Consider the following 23,715-nt stretch of genomic DNA (forward strand, 5'->3'; position numbering starts at 1 on the left):
GGGATATAGATGTTGTTTGAAAAACTTACTATTAGTAAAAGATTCTTGAGAGAGCTTGATTTTCCTATGCTTATTACAGTATTGATTATATGTGTATTTGGAAGTTTAAATATATATAGTGCTTCCCATCTAAGTTATGGGAATCAATTTTTAAAGTCTCAGATTATTTGGATAATTATGGGGTTTGTATTAATCTATTCTATACTTTTAATAGATTATTCCTTAATAAAGAGTTATGCTGCCATAATATACTGGTTTGGAGTATTTTTACTTGTTATAAACTGTATTCCTATGTTTCAATATACGGTAAATGGAGCTTCTTCATGGATTAAAATTGGAAGGTTTACTATGCAGCCTTCTGAATTTGCCAAAGTAGGAATTATACTGATGCTGGCAAAAGAATTAGATGATATGGAAGGAAATATCAATAATTTAAAAAACTTTTTTAAGCTTACAATGTATGCGGTTATTCCTATGGCTTTAATTGTAAGTCAGCCTGATATGGGGATGACTATGGTTTGTTTCTTTACTGTACTTGGGATATTTTTTATCTCAGGATTGGATTTAAAAGTAATACTTGGAGGAATGCTTGGATTGACATTGGTGGTAGCCATAGCCTGGAAAACCACACTTATACCATATTATCAAAGAATGAGAATTATATCCCTATTCAATGCCGATAAATATCAGTTAAGCTTTGCACTTCAGCTTACACAGTCAAAAATAGGAATTGGATCAGGCGGAATATTTGGAAAAGGTTTCTTAAAAGGAACTCAAATATCCGGGGGATACGTTCCAGAATCTCATACGGATTTTATTTTTTCTGTAGTTGGAGAGGAGTGGGGACTTGTAGGAGCACTTTCACTAATAGCATTTTATGGAGTTGTAATATACCGTTCTATAAATATAGCCAGAGAGTCTAAAGATATATTTGGCTCCATGGTGTGTGTAGGTATTGTATCTTCCATGCTATTTTCTATTTTTCAAAATGTGGGCATGACCATAGGTTTATTACCTATAACAGGTATTACATTACCTTTTATGAGTTATGGAGGAAGTTCTATTTTAACAGCGTTTATAAGTATAGCTCTTATTTTAAATATAGGTATGAGAAGAAAGAAAATTAATTTTTAAGGCATGTGAAAATAAGTAATAATCAAAATATGATAAATATATATTTTAAAGAGACTTTATAAAATTTTTATTTTTTAATTTTATAAAGTCTTTTTAAAGTAGTATGCTTGGGCTAGCCGTCCCAAATTCTAGTCATAAATAGTGATACCCTTAAATATATATTAAGTAGCATGTTATTTAAAAAGGAGGATGCTGTGGGATATTATGATTCAGAATATGAAAAATATTATGGCTCATTAAGGAGAAAACTCAATTATTCACCTTATTATGGAGGAAAAGCATATAATAAAGAAAACTATTGTAATAAAAAAGGAAACTATTTAGTAAGAAGAATTATAAGAGAGCTAATAGGAGTGTTGATATTATTTATATTCATTATATTATGTAAAGTAACTTCAAATACTCAGGCTAAAAATGTATATAGTTATTCTAAGAGCATAATAAATCAAAATTATAATTATAGTAAGTTAAAATCTCAATTTAATAGTATCAATATAAATTATGTTGAAGATAAAATAAAAAATACAGTTAAGGAACTCAGGGTTAATGGGGAAAAATAAATTTTAAGAGGTATTTTTGTGATTAAAATAAATAAATACTTTATTCCCTATATAATACTTTTGATTGTAGTAGGTTATAGAGGGCAGATTATTTATACAGCTATAGTAGTTTTTTTTCATGAAATTATTCATTATTTATTTTCTAGATATTATAAGTTTTCTGGATTTGGTATAGAATTCATAGCAGTGGGAGCTGTTATAAAACTTAAAGATTTAGATGAAGCATTTCCAAAAGAGGATTTAATAATTTCGATTTCTGGTCCCATATTTAATTTGATTTTCAGTGGACTTTTTTATTTTATGTATAAAATCGTATATTCTAATTTTTGTTATGTATTTTTTTCTATAAACTTGGCCATAGGATTGTTCAATCTAATACCTGCATTTCCTTTAGATGGAGGAAGAATACTAAGAAGTATTCTAAACCTTAAAATACCCTATAGAATGGCAAATAAGATTACCATAGTAATAAGCATAATTATTGGAATAATGCTTATGTTAGTTTATGTATTCCTATTTTTAAATGGACATAATAATTTCACCATTGGAATAATAGCTACATTTATAATGACTACATCTTTGAAAGAAAATGAAAGGACATCTTATATAATTATGGGAGACATTATTAAAAAGAAATATAAATTTATAAAGAGAGGATATATTGAAAACAGAAATTTATCTATATATTATAAACAAAATCTTCTTACAGCTATGGGATTGTTTGATAAAGGTAAATATAACATATTTACAGTACTAGACGATGAAATGAATGTGATGGATTTGATATATGAAGAGGAAATAATTGATGCTCTAAAATCATATGGAAATATAACCATAGAAGAGTTTATGAAGTTGAATCGATAGAGTACAGCATGCTTCTTTTTGCATCTGTACTTTTTTGTAATTTAAGTAAATTTACAGATGATAATATATCACTGTTTTTGCATTTTAAATTGTTTAGGGGTATGCTAAAATATAATGATGAATACCTAAGAGGAGGATTTTAATGAATAGAATTTCTGATGATATATTATTTAAGGTAGAAAAGCCTGGCCGTTATATTGGAGGTGAAATGAATTCTTACATAAAAGATAAAGAAAAAATAGATATTCGTTATGCATTTTGTTTTCCGGATGTGTATGAAGTGGGTATGTCACATTTAGGCATGAAAATATTATATTACATATTAAATGAAAGAGAAGATACTTATTGTGAAAGAGTATTTACACCCTGGCCGGATATGGAAGAGCTCATGAGAAAAAATGATATATTATTGTATGGACTAGAAAGCAAAGAACCGATACGGGATTTTGATTTTATAGGATTTACTCTGCAGTATGAGATGAGTTATACTAATATTTTAAATATGTTAAATTTGGCAGGATTGCCTGTGAGAGCCTCCGAAAGGGGAGAAGATATGCCTATAATTATGTGTGGGGGACCCTGTGCATATAATCCTGAACCACTATGGGATATAGCTGATTTGTTTTCTATAGGAGAAGGAGAAGAACAAATAAATGAAGTTATGGATTTATACAAAGTTTATAAGGGAAATAAGAAGGAATTTTTGAGAAATGTGTGCCATATAGAAGGGATATATGTACCTTCTTTTTATGAAGTGTATTATAATGAGGATGGCACTATTAAAGAATTTAGACCTATTTATGAAGATGTACCTAAAAAAGTTACTAAGAGGATAATTAAAAATTTTAATGATGTGGTGTATCCTGATAAACTTATAGTACCTTATACTGATATAGTACATGACAGAATAGTTCTTGAGACTTTTAGAGGATGTACAAGAGGATGTAGATTTTGTCAGGCGGGCATAATATATAGGCCTGTAAGGGAGAAAAGTACATCAAAATTACTAGAACAGGTGGATAAATTAATAAAAAATACCGGTTATTCGGAAGTGTCATTAACTTCATTAAGCATATGTGATTATTCTGATTTGAAAAATTTAGTTTATAGTTTTATTGAAAAATATGAAAAGGAAAAGGTGGGAGTATCTCTTCCTTCTCTTAGAATAGATTCTTTCTCTGTGGAACTTATAAATGAAATCCAAAAAGTAAGAAAAACAGGACTAACTTTTGCACCAGAAGCGGGCAGTCAGAGAATGAGAGATGTAATAAACAAAGGCGTTACAGAAGAGGATTTAATGAATTCTGTAAAAAGTGCATTTTTATCGGGATGGTCCACTATAAAATTGTATTTTATGATAGGACTTCCTTATGAGACTGTAGAAGATGTAAAGGGTATAGCAGAAGTATCTCAAAAAGTAGTAGATCAGTATTTTGGAATTCCCAAAAATATAAGAAAAAAAGGGCTTAAAGTAACGGTTAGTACATCCATATTTGTACCTAAACCTTTTACAGCTTTTCAATGGTCAGCTCAAGCTGAAATGGAGGGAATAAGGGAAAAAATTAAAGTTTTAAGATCTTCTATAAAAAGCAAAAACATAGTGTATAATTGGCATGAAACACCAGTGAGTTACCTGGAGGCTGCTTTTGCCAGGGGAGATAGAAAAATGTGTGATGTATTAGTTAAAGCCTATGAAAAAGGAGCTAAATTCGATGGATGGTCGGAATATTTTAATTTTGAATTGTGGATGGAAGCTTTTCGGAAATGTAAAGTAAATTCAGATTTTTATATCTACAGAAATAGAAATTATGATGAAATACTTCCCTGGGATTTTATAGACATAGGAGTGGATAAGGAATTTTTAATAAAAGAAAATGAAAAAGCCAAAAAAGCTTTAGTAACTCCTGATTGTAGAAAGGGATGCAAAAATTGTGGGGTGAATGTTAACTTAGGAGGTAAATGCTTTGAAGGAGCAGTATTTAATAAAATTCAGTAAAAAAAATAGTATAAAATTTATAGGTCATCTGGATTTGATGAGAACTATACAGAGGATGATAAAGAGAACAGACCTTCCGGTAGAATACTCCAAAGGATTTAACCCTCATATAAATATGTCTATAGCACAACCCCTCGCTGTGGGAATATATTCTTGTGGAGAATATATGGACTTATATTTTGAAGAGGAGGTATCAAAGGAAGAAATTTTAGAAAAATTAAATAATAATGCTCCTTTAGGTATAGAAATATTGAAAGCAAGTAAAGTCTACAATGTGGAAAATAAAAAGATATTTAAATCCATGGCAGCAATTAGGGCAGCCAAGTATAGCATACAAATACCCTGTAGGGACACTGATAAAATAGAAACACATATGAACAATTTGATAAATATGGCAGAGTGGAATACCTTGAAAAGAAGTAAAAAAGGGGAACAGGAAACAGATATAAAAAAGATGGTAAAGTATATGAATTATTCTATTTGTCACAATAGTTTGGTTCTAGATACTACTATTTCCTGTGGAAGTATTGATAACTTGTCACCAGGATTTTTATCAAATTATATACAAAATAATATTGGAGGTTGTGATGAAAATTCTTTTGTTAATATAATGAGAGAGGAAATGTATGGGGAACTAGAAAATAGGTTAATTCCATTATATGAATATGTAGAAAAAATGTATTAAAGTTTATTTTTCATAGACATCAGGCTTTCAGAAGAGGTGATTATATTTGAAAGAAATATTTGTTGAAAGATCAACAAAAGTTTTAAGGATAATTATAAGACAGGAAAAAATAATTAAAGAGTGTTTTATGAAGGAACAGGACCAAAAGGCCTATCCAGGAGAAATATATATGGGTATAGTTAAAAATATAGTTCCTGCTATAAAATGTGCCTTTATAGACATAGGATGCAAAAGAAATGCCTATATGTATATAGATAAAAAATTTAAAAATATTAATTTGAAAAAAGGGGATATGGTTCTAGGAGAAATTGTGAAAGAGGATCAGGGAAAAAAAGGGGCTAAAATTGTAAAAAATATAAGTATTCCGGGGAAATACTGTGTTTTAAATAGTTCTTATAATGGAATACAATTTTCCAAGAAAATACATAGTGAATCTTTTAAGAAAAATATATTAGAATCATTAAGGTTACCTGCTGGAATTGGACTTATGATAAGAACTGAAAGTGAAAATATTCCCCTTGAGGTAGTACATAATGAAATGGAAAAACTATATAAAGTATATAGTCAGGTAATTAAATCAGCTGCATATTTGCAAAAGCCTGGATTATTATTTGATAATGGTGGAATACTGGGAGAAGTGCTTAGAAATAAACTTATTGATGATGATTTTATGATATATGTAAATAATCAGGAGGATTATAAGTATGTAGAAGATTTTTTAAAAGGATTACATAATGCACGTGTGAATTTGCAATTGTACACAGGAAATAAAAATCTATTTTCCTATTATGAACTGGAAAATAAGATATTAAATTTGAGAAGTAATAAAATAGAATTAAAATGTGGTGGATATATAGTCATAAATAAAACGGAAGCTATGTTCGTAATAGATGTTAATTCAGGTAAAAATATAAAGAACGGTACTATGGATAAGACTGTACTTATCACTAATCTACAGGCTGCAGAGGAAATTGCAGCACAAATAATACTTAGAAATTTAAATGGCATAATACTTATAGATTTTATAGACATGGACAATAATAAAAACAAGAGAAAAGTTATGGATAAATTAAAAGAAGGACTTTTGATGGATAAAAATAAGACTGTAATATATCCTTTTACAGAGTTGAATTTGGTACAGATAGCCAGAAAAAGAATGGGAAGATCCATAAATGATTATATAGAAGAAGACTGTGGATGTTGTGGGGGAACAGGCAAAAAAATAAAATTATCCTATATGACTTTACTCATAAAAAACGAAATTTTAAATATGTGTTATGAAAAGAATATAGAGGATATTCATATTGATATGGATTCCTTCTATGAAAGTTATATAAAAAAGGGTACAAAGGATTTTATAAAAGATATAGGAGCTGAGAATAAAAGGGTATATATTACCTATGGAAAGAAAATATCTTGTAAAGTAGAAGCACTTTTATTTGCTAGTGATATAGAAGATTTTAAAGATTTTAGGGTAAATTGAAAGAACTTTACAAAGGGGAACATATATGTTAAAATGACAGCTGTAGACCGCTCAAAAAAGGTTATGTAAATTATTTGGAAAGTTTTTCTAATATACCTTTTAGGCGAGACTGGATTGAGGAGGTGTTTTTATGTATGCAGTTGTAGCTACTGGAGGAAAACAGTATAAAGTTTCAGAAGGAGACATAATATACGTTGAAAAGTTAGAGGCTGAAGTTGATTCTACAATTGAACTTGACAAGGTACTTATGATAAACAAGGATGAAGGATTAGTTGTTGGGAAACCTGTAGTTGAAGGAGCTAAAGTAAAGGCTAAAGTATTAAAGCAAGGAAAAGCTAAGAAGATTATAGTATTTAAATATAAGCCTAAAAAAGATTACAGGAAGAAACAGGGACATAGACAGCCATATACTAAGTTACAGATTGAAAAAATCGATGCATAAGTTATGATTGAAGCGGTATTTAATAAAAAATCTGGTAACTTGGTTTCGGTTATAATTAAAGGCCATGCAGAATCAGTAGAACAGGGATATGACATGGTATGTAGTGCTGTTTCTGCAATATCCCAGAGTATTTTAATCGGAATAACAGAAGTTTTAAAATTAAATATAAAATATTCCTTAGAGGATGGCTTTTTAAGTTTTTCATTGGATGGTATAGATGAAAATGATATTTTAAAGTGCCAGGTGCTTATGAAAACTATGCTACTTGGATTAAAGAGTATTGAAATTAGTTTTAGTGAATATATAGCTGTAAAAGAAGTGGAGGAGGTGTAATTTATGATTATTATGAATCTTCAGATATTTGCTCATAAAAAAGGTATGGGTAGCTCAAAAAATGGTAGAGATAGTGAATCCAAGAGACTTGGAACTAAATCAGCTGATGGACAGTTTGTTTTGGCAGGGAATATATTAGTTAGACAGAGGGGAACTAAAATTCATCCTGGAAAAAATGTGGGAAGAGGTTCTGACGATACTTTATTTTCCAAGATAGATGGTATAGTTAGATATGAAAGATTCGGAAAGACAAAAAAGAAAGCCAGTGTATATCCTTTAGAGGTAGAAGAATTAGTAGCTGAATAGTTGTTATTGAGGCACCCTGACAAAAGGGTGCTTTTTTGAAAATATGATTTATCTAAGCGCAGCAATTAGTTAATACTCCAAAACTATTTTAAAGTGGGGTATAAGCAGGGCTAATGCGCCTGGATAGGTTCTTCTTAGGTTCAGGTAGAGAAAAGTAGTTATTGTGAGCAAACTCCACCTGAACCTAAGAATTACTTGATAACTTTTTATAAGGAAGTGATTAGTATGTTTGTAGATAGGGCCGAAGTATTTGTAAAATCAGGCAGTGGTGGTAATGGTTCTGTTTCATTTAGACGAGAAAAATATGTGCCTCGTGGAGGTCCAGATGGGGGAGATGGAGGAAAAGGCGGGGATGTTATATTAGTAGTAGACCCGGAAATTACCACACTTCTGGATTTTTCATATAAGAAAAAATATGTTGCAGAAAAAGGTGAAAATGGATCTGGTTCTAAATGTTTTGGGAAAAATGGAGAAAATTTGTATATAAAAGTGCCTTTAGGAACAGTTATAAGGGATGTGGATACAAATAAAATAATGGCAGATCTTTCTCATATTGGAGACAAATATATAGTAGCAAAAGGAGGAAAAGGTGGAAGAGGTAATGTAAGGTTTACCACTGCTGTGAGGCAGGCACCGGATTTTGCTGAACCAGGTATGCCCGGAGAAGAGAGATATATATCACTAGAACTTAAGATCTTAGCAGATGTGGGACTTTTGGGTTTTCCTAATGTAGGTAAATCAACTCTTTTGTCTGTAGTTACTAAAGCAGCCCCTAAGATTGCAAACTATCACTTTACAACACTATCTCCTAATCTAGGAGTGGTAAATATTCCGGGAATACAAAGTTTTGTGATAGCGGATATACCTGGCATAATTGAGGGAGCAGCAGAAGGAGTGGGCCTTGGAATAGATTTTTTAAGGCATATTGAAAGGACTAGACTCTTAATACATATAGTGGATATATCTGGGTTAGAAGGAAGAGATCCTTTTGGAGATTTTATTAAAATAAATGAAGAGTTGAAAAAATATGATGTGAAGCTTTGGGATAGACCCCAGATAATTGCGGCTAATAAAGCAGATATGTTATATGACGATAGTATATTTCAAGATTTTAAGAAAAAAGTAGAAAATTTAGGGTATAATAAGGTTTTTAAAATATCTGCAGCTACTAGGCAGGGAGTAGAAGAACTTATGAAGGAAGCTGCAGCCATGCTTACCAATATACCTGTAACAGATATGCACATAAGTGAGGAAGATAAATTTATACCAGAGGAAAAGAGATTCACTTATGAAATAGAAAAACAGGGAAATGTATATGTGGTCAAAGGAAGTTTTGTTGACAGGTTACTGGCAAGCATTAATGTAAACGATGCGAATGAATTGAGATATTTTCATAAAGTACTTCAGAATAAGGGAGTTATGAAGCAGTTAATAGATATGGGAATTAAAGACGGAGATGTAGTTAGACTTAATGATTTTGAATTTGATTATATATTATAATGGAGAGAAAATAGATGGTTAAAAAAGCTATTTTTGGTGGAACATTTGATCCCATACATAATGGACATATACATATAGCTTATGAGGCAATATATAGATTGGGATTGGATGAAATTGTATTTATGCCTACGGGTAATCCACCACATAAGGCAAAAAAGAGCATAACAGATGCTTTTTTAAGATATGAAATGGTAAAAGTAGCTATAAGATCAGAAAGCAAATTTACGGTAAGTAACTATGAGGTGAATAAAACTACCTTAAGTTATACTTATAGTACTTTAGAGCATTTTAACAAACTGGAGTCAAAAACTGAATGGTATTTTCTTACTGGAGCAGATTGTTTAATGGATATAGAGAAGTGGAGTAGGGTAGACAGCATATTTAGATTATGCAAATTTATAGTATTTAACAGACCTGGATTTCCAGCATTCACATCGGAAAGTATAGAGGATCAGAAGAAAAAGATAGAAGATAAATACTCTACTAATATAATATATCTAGATGCTCCCTTATTTGATATTTCTTCTACAGTTATAAGAAACAGTGTGAAGGAAGGAAAAAATGTAAACTATTTTTTGCCTGAAAGTGTTTGTAATATTATAAAACAGTTAAATCTTTATAAATAAGGTTAATAATTTTTTATTTTGGAGTGATACGGGATGTGGAGTGAAGAGGAGATAAAAGAATATTTAAAGGAGAGATTATCAGAAAAGAGATATAAACATAGCCTAAATGTAAAAATTACAGCGATAAAATTAGCTGAAGCTTATAATGGAGATGTCAACAAAGCAGCACTGGCTGGACTTATACATGATTGTGCAAAATATATGTCAGGTAATGAAATTTTGAATTTAGCAGGGAAAAATGGAATTTATGTAGATGAGGTAAGCAGATTGAATCCTAATCTTCTTCATGGCAATGTAGCTGTTGTGGTTGCAAAAAAAATCATGGGAATTTTTGATGAAGATATACTAAGTGCCATAGCTTGCCATACTACTGGAAAAAAGAATATGAATCTACTGGAAAAAATAATATATATTGCAGATTATATAGAACCTGCCAGGGATTTTCCAGGAGTAGAGGAGCTTAGAAAAAAAGCCTTTGTAGATTTAGATGGAGCAATACTAGATGCTTTTAATAATACTATCAAAGTTGTGATAAATAGAGGTCAGCTTTTACATTTAAACACTATAGAAGGAAGGAATTATTTGGTGTTTCATAGTGGAGAAAAGTAGAATATACAATATATTTTATAAATTAGTATAGGAGGTTTTTATAATGAAAAAGGAAATAATAAGTACAAAAAAGGCTCCTGGAGCTGTAGGTCCTTATTCACAGGCCGTAAAAGTGGGGAATTTTTTATTTACATCGGGTCAAATCCCCTTGGTTCCAGAAACAGGGGAGCTAATTTCAGATGACATAAAAAAGGCTACCGAAAGGTGTCTTGAAAATATAAAGGCCATATTTCAGGAAGCAGGAACTTGTTTTGAAAATGTGATTAAGACAACAGTGTATGTAAAAAATATGTCAGACTTTACAGATGTGAATGAAGTATATGCAAAATATTTTCAAAAAGACATGCCTGCAAGATCTTGCGTAGAAGTAAAACTTCCTAAGGATGCTCTGGTTGAAATAGAGGTAATTGCATTAATAGATTAATTCAAAGATAGGTTTAAAGGAGTGAGCTTTAAAAGAGTTCACTCCTAATAATTTAACAGGAGAGAAGTTAAATGGAAGAAAATAAAATAGTATTTAAAGTTAAAGAACAAGAACAGGGATTAAAATTAAAGGAGTATTTAAAAAAAATTCAAAGATTTTCAGGAAGACTTATAAGAGGGGCGGCTTTAAGTGGAAGAATAGAAATAGATAATAAAAGAGTAAAACTTAATCATGTATTAAAATCAGGAGATGTTATATGTTTTAATTTAATAAAAGAAGAGTCTCAAAATATAGGGGCAGAAAAAATGGATATAGAAGTGGTGTATGAGGATAGGGATATAATAGTAGTAAATAAAAAGCCGGGAATAGTAGTCCATCCTACGAGAAGTTATCCTAGTGGAACGCTGGCTAATGGTCTTATTTATTATTTTCAGAAAAGTGGAGAAAATTGTATAGTTAGATTGGTAAGTAGGTTGGATATGGATACTTCAGGACTTATAATAGTGGCAAAAAATCAGTTTGCCCATATGTGTTTGTCAAGGGATATGAAAAGTGAAGATTTTGAAAAAAGCTATATTGCTGTTATTCATGGAAAGATGAAAGAAGGACAGGGTATTATAGATTTACCTATATATAGACCAGAAGGAGATGATATAAGAAGAATTGTGGATAAAAGGGGTCAAAGAAGTATTACACATTACAAAGTTATAGAAGAATTTAAACATGATCAACTGCTAAAGCTTATATTAAAAACTGGAAGAACACATCAAATTAGGGTTCATTTAAGTTACTTAGGTCACCCACTATATGGAGATACCCTATATGGAATAGAGGGGGATAACAGGTATATAAACAGGCAGGCTCTTCATGCCTATAGGCTTAAGTTTCCTCATCCTAGAGGAAATAAAATATTGGAATTAGAAACTGACATACCAGAGGATATCTCACATTTAATAAAAGAAATAAAATAAGGCATCTTTTCGTATTTTTGGTTTGGATGCCTTATTGTAGATAAAATTATTTTATTTAGAAATTACAAATCTTCTTATAGTAAAGGAGACTATGAGAGTTAATATAAACATAATTGATATAAAAATTATGTATTTGTTTTTTATAATATTTTCTATATGAGCAGAAGCCATTGTTTGTTTTTCATAATGGCTGGAGCTGCTTAGGAGATCCAATTTTCCTATATTTTTTCCTTTAAAGGATATGGTGGCCTCTTCAACTACTTCTCCTGTATTAAAAAACTTAACTGATAAATTTGAATTTTTTAAAGTAAAACTAGGAACAGCAGCATCATCTTTATTTTTAACATAGTAAAAATCAGAAGCTGCAGTCAGCGGAACAGAGATATTATTTTTATTATAAGTTGTAACTAAATCTCCTTTTGAATACAATTTTACAAGACTGAAATTGTCAAATCCAAAATTAAATAAAGATATGGAATCAGGAAAAAAAGTTTTATTTTTATCATGTACCAGAGCTACAATAAGACGCTGGCCATTTCTTGTAGCGGCAGATACGTAAGAGTGTAGAGATTGTGTTGTATATCCGGTTTTACCCCCTTCACAACCACTGTAATAGTAAGTTGAGTTTGGTTGTATCAATTTATTCTCATTCCATACGCCTCTCTCCTTGGGAGATTTATTGGTAGGAGGAATAGTATAATATAATGTAGTAGCTATTTTTGAGTATTCGGGATTTTTACATAATTCTTTCATTATGAGAGCTAAATCCTTTGCGGAAGTTTTGTGTTTTTCGTCAAATAATCCACTGGGATTTACAAAGTTTGTATTATAAGCTCCAAGTTCATGTGCCTTTTTATTCATTTCAATTGCAAATTTCTCTGAGGAACCATTTCCTATATGTTCTGCTAATGCTTCTGCACAATCATTGGCTGAAGCTAATAAAAGACCATACAGTAAATCTTTTACGGTTAACTCTTCACCTTCGTAAAGTCCTATTCTAGTTCCATCTACCAGAGGTGGATTTTTACCAACTGTTACTTTATCGTTTAAATTTGTATTTTCAAGGGTTAAGAGTGCAGTCATTATTTTTGTAGTGGATGCGGGAGGATAGGCAGAATCAGGATTTTTAGCATATAAAACCTCACCTGTTGTAGCATCTAAAATTACTGCACTATCGGCTGAAACAGAAGGAAGTGTTTGGGTGGCGTAAACGTTATAGGGATTAATATAACAGATAATTAGAAAAAATAATATAAATGTAACTATTTTTTTCATTTTTTCCTCCTTTAAGATAATCATTAAATATTATATCAAAAAAATGATATAGATGCGACAAATTTTTTTTTAAAGTTGTCAATAATTTAAATATAAACTGTGTATATAACGTATATTTTATTTTAAATTAAAAGTATATAAAGTTCCATATATCCTTAAATTATAGCCATTTTAGCTTATAATATAATGAAATTTACACAATTTTAATATTAATATTAAAATTTAAAAATTATTAGGAGGAAAAAAGTGAAATATAAAAAGAAAATTATAGGTTCTGCTGTGATTTTAATAATATTTAGTTTATTTCTAATAGTATTTTATGTTAATTCAAAGTCTATAGATAATGTATCTAACAATAAAGAAGAGATATTTAAAGAACAGTCTGATGCAGGAGATATTACAGAACAGTCTTCCAGTGACATAACTGTTTATATAAATGGAGAAGTTAAAAGTCCCGGGGTATATAAATTAAAACAAGATAGCAGGGTGCAGGATTTAGTAAAAGCATGTGGGGGCTTTACAAATGAAGCTAATAGTTATAAACTAAATTTGGCTAAAAAGTTAAAAGATGAGGACTATATATATGTAGACAAGAAGTCAGATAATGAAAATTTGCAATTACAAAATGGACTGCAGGGAGAAACATCGGAAAATGCAAAAATAAATATAAATACTGCTACTAAAGAAGAATTAAAAACCATACCTGGCATAGGAGATGTAACTGCACAAAAAATTATGGATTATAGGGAACAAAATGGAGGCTTTTCATCAATAGAGGATTTAAAGAATGTAGATAGAATAGGAGATAAAACTTTAGAAAAGATAAAAGATAAGGTAGATATAAGGTAAACTGAAGCTAGGGTTTATTTCAAAATATGTAGTATGAAGTAATTATTGATACTTTTTGATTTTTAGAAAATTGAGATGGAGAAGAGTGTTTTTTAGCAAACTCTATCTCAATTTAATCAAAACTTGATATAATGGATATATATTATAGTATATGGAGGAAAAAATATGTTGTCAAAAGATATGGTACAATTAGGAAGCAGGAGATCTACTATTAGAGAGATATTTGAGTTTGGCAGGAAAAGGGCAGCTATAGTTGGAAGAGATAAGGTATATGATTTTAGCCTTGGAAATCCTAACGTCCCATCACCAGATTCAGTAAAAAATGCAATTTTAGATATATTGGATCATGAAAAATCTACTGCTGTACACGGGTATACAAGTGCGCAGGGAGATGATAATGTAAGAGATGTAATTACCAGGTCTATAAATAAAAAATTTGATACAAATTTTACAAAAGATAATCTATATATGACTGTAGGTGCTGCAGCATCTATAAGTATATGCTTTAAGGCGTTAACAAATCCGGGAGATGAATTTATTACCTTTGCACCATTTTTCCCGGAATATAAGTGTTTTGTGGAACAGGGTTCAGGAGGAAAACTTGTTGTTGTACCTGCTGACACAGAAAACTTTCAGGTGAATTTCTTGGAATTTAAAAAGAGAATTAACAAAAGGACAAAGGCCGTTATTGTCAACTCTCCTAATAATCCATCAGGAGCTGTTTATTCAGAAGATACTATATTAAAGCTGGTATCTATTTTAGAGGCTAAATCTAAAGAATATGGACATGCAATCTATTTAATATCTGATGAACCCTATAGGGAAATTGTGTATTCAGGAGTTGAAGTGCCTTATATTACTAAATATTATAAGAATACTTTTGTTTGTTATTCCTATAGTAAGTCATTATCACTGCCGGGAGAAAGAATAGGATACATAGTTGTGCCTAGTGAAATGGATAATTTTAAAGATACTTATGCTGCTGTTTGCGGAGCAGGTAGAATACTTGGCTATGTTAATGCACCTAGTTTATTCCAAAAAGTTGTTGCAAAGTGTGTGGGCCAGACTTCAGATATTTCAATCTATGAAACAAATAAAAATCTGCTGTATAAGGGATTAATAGAAATGGGCTACAGATGTGTAGAGCCACAGGGGGCATTTTATTTATTTCCTCAATCCCTAGAATCTGATGCAAATTTATTCTGTGAGAAGGCTAGAAAATATGATCTTTTAATGGTGCCTGGAGATGATTTTGGATGTCCTGGTCATGTTAGAATCTCTTATTGTGTGGAGACACAGCAGATTATAAATGCACTACCTGTATTTAAAAAATTAGCAGAGGAGTATAAAAAATAATATTTTAGACCAAGGGCTTTTAAATAATGATTTATCATAAAAGGGGATTGTATGATACTAAATACAGTAGTTAAACAAATAGCATCGTTATTTATAATTTCAGTAATAGGTTTTTATTGCGGTAAAAAAGACATTATTGATGAAAATTTTTCAAATCAGCTTTCTAAATTATTATTAGAGGTAACGCTTCCTCTTTTAATTATATCCTCTTTTAGTTTCACTTATGAAAGGGCTATAGTAAATAATATAGTAAAAGCATTTATTTATGCAGTGCTTATATTTGCTATAACTCCTTTAATGGTAAAACCTTTATTGATGAAAATTGGAAAGGAAAAAAGAGATGTGCTTCAATTTGCCATGGTATTTTCAAATTGTGGCTTTATGGGATTCCCCATAACTCAAAGTATTTTTGGAAATGAAGGAATCATATATGCATCTATATTCAATATGGTTTTTAATATTTTTGTGTGGACTTATGGAATAATGTTGTTCAGCGAAATAAAAACTATTCGAGAAATTGGTAAAATATTAAAGAATCCAGGAATAATATCTGCTTTAATTGGAATTTTAATTATGATTTTTTCCATAAAAGTGCCTTCAGTATTTCAAGATGCCATGAAGGCAGTAGGGGGATTAACCACCCCTATATCCATGCTTATAATAGGAAGTTTATTATCAAAATCTAATTTTAAAAATCTTATTAATGATGCAAGTATGTATTATGGGACTTTTATTAAGCTTTTGTTTATACCTGCAGCTTTATATATAGTTTCAATTTTTTTAAAAGAAAACTCTATAGTTATGAAAACTTTTATTTTAATGCAGGCTATGCCGGCAGGTGCAACAACTTCACTTTTTGCAGAGAATTTTAATAAGGGAAAAGAATATTCTGTATTCATAGTTTCTTTGTCAACGCTTTTCTCCATGCTTACAATACCTTTGATAATTAAGTTTTGCTTATGATAATTTAAAAGGTGATGGGAAAATTTACATAAATATATTTAAAAAGCTGGTTTATTTCAGTTATATGTTAAAGTATATTATAGTATAAATCGATTATTATATAAGATGATAAATATTATTTGATAATAAAGTAAAATAAGTTAGATTTATGTATTTTAACAGTGTTTTGTTTATATGGGAAGGTGTTGGGGTATGATTAATTGGCATAGACATCCGTGGAGTGAAGTAGTAAAAGAATTAAACAGTAATGTATATTATGGACTGGAAGATGATCAAATAGAACTCTGCAGGGAGAAATATGGGAAAAATAAAATTATTATGCCTTCTACCAAAGGGCTATTTTATCTTATGTTTATACAATTTAGAGAAATTTGGATTGTATTTTTAATTTTATGTATAGTTATGTTTATATATTTAGATATGTTTATATATGCAGTTGTATCCTTAGCTATTATATTTTTTAATATGTTATATGCAGCACTTGAAAGATATAAAGAAGAGAAAAATATTAAAGAATTACAAAAATTAAATTTAGGCATGGCAAGAGTAATAAGAAATGGAAGAACTGTAAAAGTACCTTCAGAAGAACTTGTAGTAGGGGATATAGTTATTGTAGGTGAAAGAGAAGGAATACCTGCCGACATGAGAATCATAGAAAGTAATGATTTAAAAGTTGATGAGTGTTCTGTTACAGGGGAGAATTTTATATCTGAAAAATATGAATCTAAGATAGATGATAAAGAATTACTTTTGTCAGATATGAAAAATATATTGTTTAAATCATCTTCTGTAGTGTCAGGAGATGGTACAGGTATAGTGGTATCGGTAGGCATGGATACAGAAGTGGCTAATATGGTCAAGCTTTTAATTGAAGAAGGAACAGAAAAAAAATCTTTTGGCTTTAGACTTCATAAAATTTTAAATATGTTTACTTTGATTTCCATGGGAGTTCTTGCGGTTATTCAATTAATATTGACTTTTATATTTAAACAAAATTTTTATGATAATTTAAAAGAATTATCCATTATATTTTTGAGTTCCATTCCTCAGGTAATGATTATAATAATTTTATTTTCAGGTACTATATTATTTAAGAAGTTAATAAAAAAGAAAGTTTTTTTCAAGGGCTTATCTAGTTTGGAAAAGCTTTCAAGAGTCTCAGCTATTTGTACGGACAAAGTAGGAGCCTTTTCTAAAAATAAGATGGAGATTGTAAAGGCTTACGACAGTAATGGATTTATTGATGTAAATGAGGAAGTTTTAAAAGAAAATATGGGGAAGAGTCTATACAGGATGTTAAGTATAGGTATATTGTGTAATGACATTAGATCTGTTAAAGTAGATGTGGAAAATTCCAGAGAAAATTTAGTGGAGTTAGCTTTAGTGAGATTCGGACAACAAAATGGCATTTATAAAGGAGAATTGGATGAAAGCAATAATAGAATATTTCAAATTTTATTTGACAGTGAGAGGCGTATAATGACAACTGTAAATAAAATGAGTAAAAAGTATAGAGCCAATGTAAAAGGGGCACCAGATTCTATTATAGCTAGGTGCACCCATATATTTAAAAATGGTGTGGAAGTTGAGATAACAGATGAAGATATAAAAGCTATAAAAGATTGGAATATTAATATGTCCAATGAATGCCTGTATGTGGTAGGATTCGCCTATAGAAATTTCAATTATGAACCTAGTGTTAAAGAGAATATTGAAAGTAATTTGGTATTTGTAGGATTAATTGGCTTTGATAATATGTTAAAAGAAAATGCAGTGGAGTCTATTAAAAAATCAGTAGCTCTTTCTATTAGACCCATTATAATTACAGAAGATAATAAGCTTACATCACTAGCCATAGGAAAAAAACTGAAGATTGTATCTAGGCTTCACCAAATATTATCTGGAGTGGAAATAGATAATATGACAGAGAGTGAATTTAAACGTATCGGAGAAAAAGTAAATATTTTCTGCAGGGTAAATTCCAAGCATAAGGTACAGATAGTAAAGGCATTAAAGAGTTATGGATATGTAACTGCAATAACAGGGTGGAAGCTTACTGATTTACCTGCTCTTAAAATATCTAATGTTGGGATAACTAATACAAAAAGCAAAATAGTAAAGAGATTATGTGATATATTTACTGATAATATAGATTTTATGAATATTTTAGGTACTATAGAGGATTCAAGAAAGATAATGAAAGTATTTAAAAAAATAATTGTCTATATTATAAGCTGCAATTTTGCACTTTTAATATTTTTAATGGGAAGTTTTTTATTTGATTTTCATATTGTAAATAATATTATTATAGAATCTTTTTGGTTTAATAGCATACTTATGTTTTTATCTATTTTAGCCCTTATATACCAGTATAAAGAGGAAGAAGGAGACTATACGTACTATTCTATTGATAAAAGTATAGTTATAGATAATTTTACATTTATCATAACTGGCGGATTTCTAATGGGAATTGTGGCCTTTATAGGTTTTTATGTAGGTAATCTGTACAAAGTTCAATTTGATCTTTTAACTTCTCTCTGGATTTTAAATACCTGTGCAGTAATATTTACTTATAGCTTTTCCAATAAAAAGTTTTTTCAAAATAAGGTATCTAACTTAATTATAATTATAAGTTTGCTTATTCAATTTGCAGCAGTGTCAATTATAAGTAATTTTATGATTTTATCTAATAGTATTTATTTAAAAATATTTTTAATATGTATTTTAATATGGGTTATTTTCTGTGTATTTTATAAATTTCAAAGAGAAGAATTTGTTTAGCCTGTTATTTTTAGGATAAAATAATAACAGGAGGTGGTTTTTTGTATAGTAAATATAGTATAAAAAAGCCACTGGTGTTTTATTCCATTTCATTGGCGGCGGGTTGTATATCCGCCATAACATTTCTGGATAACATTTTTATAGCAGCGGTGCTCGCTGTTTCTTTTTTTATTATGGTATTATTGACTTTAGAAACTAAATTTTGTATTTTAAATATGTTGTTTTTTATTTTTGGAGTAGTATCTTTTAATGTATATTTTTATGTAGATATTAAAGAAGCTACTGAAATTAGAGTAGTGGAAAAGAAAGATTACTATTTTATAGGAGATTTCAAGGGGAGAAAAATTGTATTGAACGGGAAAGTGAATCTACTTCAAGAGGGACAAAAAATAGAGGCACAGGGGAGTTTCAAGAGAAATGCTTATATAGACAGGGGTATAGTTGGAAACTATACTTTAGAACAATATAAGGTGTGTGGAAATGATGTAATATATGATATTTATGAATTTAAAAGGAATATATATGAAAAATTTAAAGAGGCAATAGGGGAAAGCAGAGCAGCTATGGTTATGTCACTTTGTTATGGAGAAACTGATTACATGAGTGAAGATCAAATGGAAGATTTTCAAAAGCTTGGAATAATTCACGCTGTAAGTGTATCAGGATTTCATATGGTCATAATATATAAAACACTGGAATTTATATTTGGTCTTAAAGTGGCTGTGGGTATATCCATTTTATACGTAATTTTTACAGGCATGGGTGCTGCTACTATGAGATCCTTCATAATGATATTAATATTTAAACTATCCAAAATATTTTTAAAAGAATATGACAGCATATCTTCTTTGAGCTTATCAGCTTTGATCTTAATGGCTGTAAAACCTTATTATATAGTAAATATTGGATTTGGACTTTCTTTTTTAGCAACTCTTGGAATAATATTATATAATGAAAAAATCTATAGAAAGTTGTTTAAGCTGCCGTCTAAAATTGCCAGTAATATAAGTCTTAGTCTAAGTTCTCAAATATTTTCCATGCCTTATATAGCTTTTACAATTAAAAACTTTAGTTTAGGATTTATAATGGGAAATTTATTCCTCATTCCTTTATTTTCGGCCATAGTAATTTTAGGAAATTCAGCATTGTGTTTGTACTTTATTAAACCTGTATTTAAAGTCATTTCCTGGACTATAAATTTTATTTTTATTTTGGAAGAAGCTTTTAACGAAATCATTTTAAAGTTCTGCCCTGATATAATTTACTTTAAATATATAGATGGAGTAATTATAATTATAACCTATATAAGTTTTCTTATGTATAGATATGGACATAAAAGTTTTAAATATATCCCTGCAATTTGCGCAGTGTTAGTTTTCTTTCAAAGTTATAATTTTTTCCCTACCATAACTTTTATGAATAATAATAATGGGGAAGCTGTAATTATAAGAAAGGGTTTTAATAAGGTTTTTATATGTAATTACGATTATATTAATACTCGCTGGATAAGTGACATAAAGGATAATGAACAAATAGAAAAAATAGTGACCAATCCTGAAAAAAATTTTATATGTAGACTAGATAAACATATATATTTGAAAGTATATGATAATTTAGATACCTCTATGAAAATTAAATTTTATGATGAGGATAAAGAATTCAATTTTTTATTGACTAAGTATTATAAAGACCATATAGAAGTTTTTAGAAAAGATAATTGTATATATATACCTAAAATAAAATTGACTAATAAATATATTAATGAAAGTTATAAAAAATATTCATTAAATGATGAAGAAAGTGTGGAGTATGGTATAATACTAAATAGACTTTTTAGAATCAAATAATATTTAATTCTATTTAAATAAAATGGAAGTGATTATAAGTGATAGATGTATTTACTTTTGAGAAAAATTTGAAAAAGGCACAGATAGAAAATTGTTATTTGTTTTGTGGAATAGATGAATTTATTATAAAAGAAAATATAAGAAAATTAGTTCAGAAAAGTATAAAAACTGATTTTGCAGATTTTAACTATATAAAATTTGATGGAAGTTCCCTTGAAAGTTTTGATCCTGTAATAAATGCCTGTGAAACGTTACCCTTTATGAGTGATAAGAAGGTGGTACTTGTATATAGGGCTGCTTTTATAGGTGATGAACAAAATGGTAAGAGTAAACTTTCTTATGAATTTAATAGTATACAAAATTATTTAAAAAATGTACCGGAGCATTGTATTTTAATATTATACTATTTATTTAAGAATAAAAGAGATAAAATAAGTAAAAAGATATATGGGCTAGATAAGTACTTATGTATAGTAAGAACTGATAAAGTGAAAGGGTACCAACTGGAAAATAAGGTTCAAGAGTTTTTTGACGAAAGAGTGAAAAATATAAAAAAAGTAGATCTTAGAATATTTTGCAGTCTTATGAATGATAACAATTTGAATATGATAGAAAATGAAGTTGAAAAGTTGTGTTGTTATACTTATGGAAGAGATATAGAAAGAGAAGATATTAAGAAAGTATTTTTAAAAAGCAGTGAAGAGGATATATTTGATTTGGTAAATGCCATATCCAATAAAAAAATAAAAGATGCACTTCACATATTAAATGAACTTATCTATGGTGGTGCCAAAATAAGCTACATCTTGTCCATGATAGAAAGACAGTTTAATATTTTATTGAAAATAAAATTATATTTGGAATATGGAAGCACCAAAAAAGAGGCTATGGAAAAATTAAATATTAAATCAGAATATGGATACAGTGTTATGTTAAGCCAGAGTAAAAAGTTTACTTTGAACCAACTAAAAAGAGCTGTAGAAATGTGTTTAAATACAGAAGAAAAGTTAAAGAGTCTATCTACAGATGAAAGGATTGAAATGGAACTTTTAATAATAAATACTACAGCATAATAAATAACCGGCAAGTACCGGTTTATTTATTATGCTGTCAATTTATTTAATTTCAAAGCTAATTTAGACTTATTTCTAGACGCCTTATTTTTATGAATTACACCTTTTGATGCGGCCATATCCAAAGCTTTTACAGTTGCAGTAAAGCTAACTTTAGCTTCTTCTACATTTCCACTTTCAACTGCAGCTAAAAATTTCTTTATAGTAGTTTTTAATGAAGACTTTATAATCTTATTTCTAAGTGTCTTGGTTTTTATAACCTTTATTCTCTTCTTTGCAGACTTTATGTTTGCCATGCTTTCACCCCCTTATTAATTATTAGATCTCAACAGCCTTGGGGAAATTTACCAATGAGTTCATTATATTTAACAAATGCTATTATAACATTAAATTTTAACCACTTCAAGGGGGAATTTAATAGCTTTAATTTATCTGAAAGCTGTAATTGCTAATACCAATTCAAGAATTACTTAATATATTCTAGACCTTGTATAAGAGTATATTGCAGGAGAAAATAAGCAATAATAATGTATATGTAGAAAAGGAGTAAAATTAAATTTTAATGTTAATTTGTAAATGGAGAGTGGTACATAGATGTTTAATATAAGAACTGATTTAGCAGTAGAAGCTAAAGAGATCTGTGAAAAAAGAATGGGCAGTAAAATTCCAGGAGTAGAGATAGAGGAAAAGATGGAGGAGGATATAAAAGTAACCTATGTGAAGATAGTGGAAGATGTGGGAGAAAAGTTTATGGGGAAACCTAAAGGCTCCTATATAACTATAGATATGCCGGAATTTACCCACTATGATGGAGAAATGAGAGATAAGGTAAGTGTGGTAATGGGAAAAGTATTATCAGGAATGATAAATATAGAGGGAAGTATGACAGCTATGGTGGTTGGACTTGGGAATTGGAATATAACTCCAGATGCATTAGGGCCTAAAACAGCCTCCAAATTAATGGTAACCAGGCACTTAAAGGAATTAGTACCGGATAAAATAGATGAAGGGATAAGACCGGTATGTGTTATTTCACCGGGAGTCCTAGGTATTACCGGTATTGAAACAGGTGAAATCATAAAAGGGGTTGTAGATAAGATAAAACCTAATATTATAGTGTGTATAGATGCTCTGGCTTCTAGAAAAATGGATAGGGTAAATACTACAATACAGATAGGCAATACAGGAATATCTCCAGGCTCTGGAATAGGCAATAAAAGAATGGAACTAAGTGAGAAAACTTTAGGGATCCCTGTAATAGCTATAGGAGTACCTACAGTAGTAGATGCAGCTACCATGGCAAATGATACTATCGATTTAGTTCTAGATGAAATGATAAATCAGAGTGAAAAAGGAAAGGAATTCTACAAGGTATTAAAATCTATAGATAAAGATGAAAAGCAAAAAATGATAAAAGAAATACTGGAACCTTATGGGGAAAATATTATGGTGACACCTAAAGATGTAGATTTAGTTATAGATTCAATTTCAAAAATTATTGCCAATGGAATAAATATAGCGCTGCAGCCGGCTCTAGATTTAAATGATATAAATACTTTTTTAAATTAAATTTTAAAATCATATTAAGTGGAAGGAGTAGGTACATTCCTTGCATTAATTAAGTAATAAATTTAATAT

At 29.6% G+C, this 23,715-nt stretch carries 23 protein-coding genes; 21 read left to right on the forward strand and 2 right to left on the reverse strand.

The annotated features are described in order from the left end of the window. Window positions 1-12: 12 nt before the first annotated feature. The 14 genes from rodA (at window position 13) to CKL_RS04345 (ending at window position 11,933) form a co-directional block, all read left to right on the forward strand. A complete protein-coding gene (gene rodA / locus CKL_RS04280) occupies window positions 13-1,134 on the forward strand; it encodes a rod shape-determining protein RodA (RefSeq protein ID WP_172634792.1) in 1,122 nt (373 codons plus the stop codon). 194 nt (window positions 1,135-1,328) lie between these two features. After that, complete coding sequence (locus tag CKL_RS04285) at window positions 1,329-1,694, forward strand: hypothetical protein (RefSeq protein ID WP_012101252.1); 366 nt, start codon at window positions 1,329-1,331, stop codon at window positions 1,692-1,694. Window positions 1,695-1,712: 18 nt separating this feature from the next. Further along, window positions 1,713-2,558, forward strand: coding sequence for a M50 family metallopeptidase (locus tag CKL_RS04290; protein WP_012101253.1), 846 nt, complete (start codon window positions 1,713-1,715; stop codon window positions 2,556-2,558). 142 nt (window positions 2,559-2,700) lie between these two features. After that, complete coding sequence (locus CKL_RS04295) at window positions 2,701-4,554, forward strand: TIGR03960 family B12-binding radical SAM protein (protein ID WP_012101254.1); 1,854 nt, start codon at window positions 2,701-2,703, stop codon at window positions 4,552-4,554. Next, window positions 4,523-5,239 (forward strand): TIGR03936 family radical SAM-associated protein, encoded by a 717-nt coding sequence (locus CKL_RS04300; protein ID WP_012101255.1) that lies wholly within the window; start codon window positions 4,523-4,525, stop codon window positions 5,237-5,239. Before CKL_RS04295 ends, CKL_RS04300 begins: the two co-directional genes overlap by 32 nt. 46 nt (window positions 5,240-5,285) lie before the next feature. Then, the gene (locus CKL_RS04305) at window positions 5,286-6,722 is read left to right on the forward strand and encodes a ribonuclease E/G (RefSeq protein WP_012101256.1); all 1,437 of its coding nucleotides are present in this window, start codon (window positions 5,286-5,288) and stop codon (window positions 6,720-6,722) included. A gap of 130 nt (window positions 6,723-6,852) precedes the next feature. After that, window positions 6,853-7,164: a 50S ribosomal protein L21 gene (gene rplU, locus CKL_RS04310; protein WP_012101257.1), complete on the forward strand. Its 312-nt coding sequence runs from the start codon at window positions 6,853-6,855 to the stop codon at window positions 7,162-7,164. Window positions 7,165-7,167: 3 nt separating this feature from the next. Next, window positions 7,168-7,497 (forward strand): ribosomal-processing cysteine protease Prp, encoded by a 330-nt coding sequence (locus CKL_RS04315; RefSeq protein ID WP_012101258.1) that lies wholly within the window; start codon window positions 7,168-7,170, stop codon window positions 7,495-7,497. Window positions 7,498-7,500: 3 nt separating this feature from the next. Continuing rightward, window positions 7,501-7,803, forward strand: coding sequence for a 50S ribosomal protein L27 (rpmA, locus tag CKL_RS04320; RefSeq protein ID WP_012101259.1), 303 nt, complete (start codon window positions 7,501-7,503; stop codon window positions 7,801-7,803). A 225-nt stretch (window positions 7,804-8,028) separates the two neighbouring features. After that, entirely contained in the window at window positions 8,029-9,303 is a 1,275-nt protein-coding gene (gene obgE, locus CKL_RS04325) for a GTPase ObgE (RefSeq protein ID WP_012101260.1), read from the forward strand. A 14-nt stretch (window positions 9,304-9,317) separates the two neighbouring features. After that, window positions 9,318-9,929 (forward strand): nicotinate-nucleotide adenylyltransferase, encoded by a 612-nt coding sequence (nadD, locus tag CKL_RS04330; protein ID WP_012101261.1) that lies wholly within the window; start codon window positions 9,318-9,320, stop codon window positions 9,927-9,929. Between the two features lie 33 nt (window positions 9,930-9,962). Then, window positions 9,963-10,538, forward strand: coding sequence for a bis(5'-nucleosyl)-tetraphosphatase (symmetrical) YqeK (gene yqeK / locus CKL_RS04335; protein ID WP_012101263.1), 576 nt, complete (start codon window positions 9,963-9,965; stop codon window positions 10,536-10,538). 43 nt (window positions 10,539-10,581) lie between these two features. Further along, entirely contained in the window at window positions 10,582-10,962 is a 381-nt protein-coding gene (locus tag CKL_RS04340; RefSeq protein ID WP_012101265.1) for a RidA family protein, read from the forward strand. Between the two features lie 71 nt (window positions 10,963-11,033). Beyond that, complete coding sequence (locus tag CKL_RS04345; RefSeq protein WP_012101266.1) at window positions 11,034-11,933, forward strand: RluA family pseudouridine synthase; 900 nt, start codon at window positions 11,034-11,036, stop codon at window positions 11,931-11,933. 51 nt (window positions 11,934-11,984) lie between these two features. Here CKL_RS04345 and CKL_RS04350 read toward each other — a convergent pair whose 3' ends face one another. Further along, window positions 11,985-13,208, reverse strand: a complete 1,224-nt coding sequence (locus CKL_RS04350) for a D-alanyl-D-alanine carboxypeptidase family protein (protein ID WP_012101267.1) — start codon at window positions 13,206-13,208, stop codon at window positions 11,985-11,987. Window positions 13,209-13,454: 246 nt separating this feature from the next. On the opposite strand from CKL_RS04350, the gene CKL_RS04355 reads away from it, so the two are divergent. The 6 genes from CKL_RS04355 to holA all read left to right on the forward strand — a co-directional run bounded on the left by CKL_RS04355 (window position 13,455) and on the right by holA (window position 22,077). After that, window positions 13,455-14,057, forward strand: coding sequence for a helix-hairpin-helix domain-containing protein (locus CKL_RS04355; protein WP_012101268.1), 603 nt, complete (start codon window positions 13,455-13,457; stop codon window positions 14,055-14,057). Window positions 14,058-14,222: 165 nt separating this feature from the next. Further along, window positions 14,223-15,413, forward strand: coding sequence for a pyridoxal phosphate-dependent aminotransferase (locus CKL_RS04360; RefSeq protein WP_012101269.1), 1,191 nt, complete (start codon window positions 14,223-14,225; stop codon window positions 15,411-15,413). Window positions 15,414-15,464: 51 nt separating this feature from the next. After that, the gene (locus CKL_RS04365; RefSeq protein WP_012101270.1) at window positions 15,465-16,376 is read left to right on the forward strand and encodes an AEC family transporter; all 912 of its coding nucleotides are present in this window, start codon (window positions 15,465-15,467) and stop codon (window positions 16,374-16,376) included. A gap of 192 nt (window positions 16,377-16,568) precedes the next feature. Next, window positions 16,569-19,157 (forward strand): P-type ATPase actuator domain-containing protein, encoded by a 2,589-nt coding sequence (locus CKL_RS04370; RefSeq protein WP_012101271.1) that lies wholly within the window; start codon window positions 16,569-16,571, stop codon window positions 19,155-19,157. A gap of 41 nt (window positions 19,158-19,198) precedes the next feature. Beyond that, entirely contained in the window at window positions 19,199-21,004 is a 1,806-nt protein-coding gene (locus CKL_RS04375; protein WP_012101272.1) for a ComEC/Rec2 family competence protein, read from the forward strand. Window positions 21,005-21,042: 38 nt separating this feature from the next. Further along, window positions 21,043-22,077: a DNA polymerase III subunit delta gene (gene holA / locus CKL_RS04380; RefSeq protein ID WP_012101273.1), complete on the forward strand. Its 1,035-nt coding sequence runs from the start codon at window positions 21,043-21,045 to the stop codon at window positions 22,075-22,077. Window positions 22,078-22,106: 29 nt separating this feature from the next. Here holA and rpsT read toward each other — a convergent pair whose 3' ends face one another. Further along, window positions 22,107-22,373 (reverse strand): 30S ribosomal protein S20, encoded by a 267-nt coding sequence (gene rpsT, locus CKL_RS04385; RefSeq protein ID WP_012101274.1) that lies wholly within the window; start codon window positions 22,371-22,373, stop codon window positions 22,107-22,109. Window positions 22,374-22,671: 298 nt separating this feature from the next. On the opposite strand from rpsT, the gene gpr reads away from it, so the two are divergent. Continuing rightward, window positions 22,672-23,646 carry a GPR endopeptidase gene (gpr, locus tag CKL_RS04390; protein ID WP_012101275.1) on the forward strand — a complete coding sequence of 325 codons (975 nt, stop codon included), beginning with the start codon at window positions 22,672-22,674 and terminating at the stop codon, window positions 23,644-23,646. The last annotated feature ends 69 nt before the right edge of the window (window positions 23,647-23,715 follow it).

Origin of the sequence: Clostridium kluyveri DSM 555, assembly GCF_000016505.1 — a bacterium.
In the GTDB taxonomy this organism is placed as follows: Bacteria; Bacillota; Clostridia; order Clostridiales; family Clostridiaceae; genus Clostridium_B; species Clostridium_B kluyveri.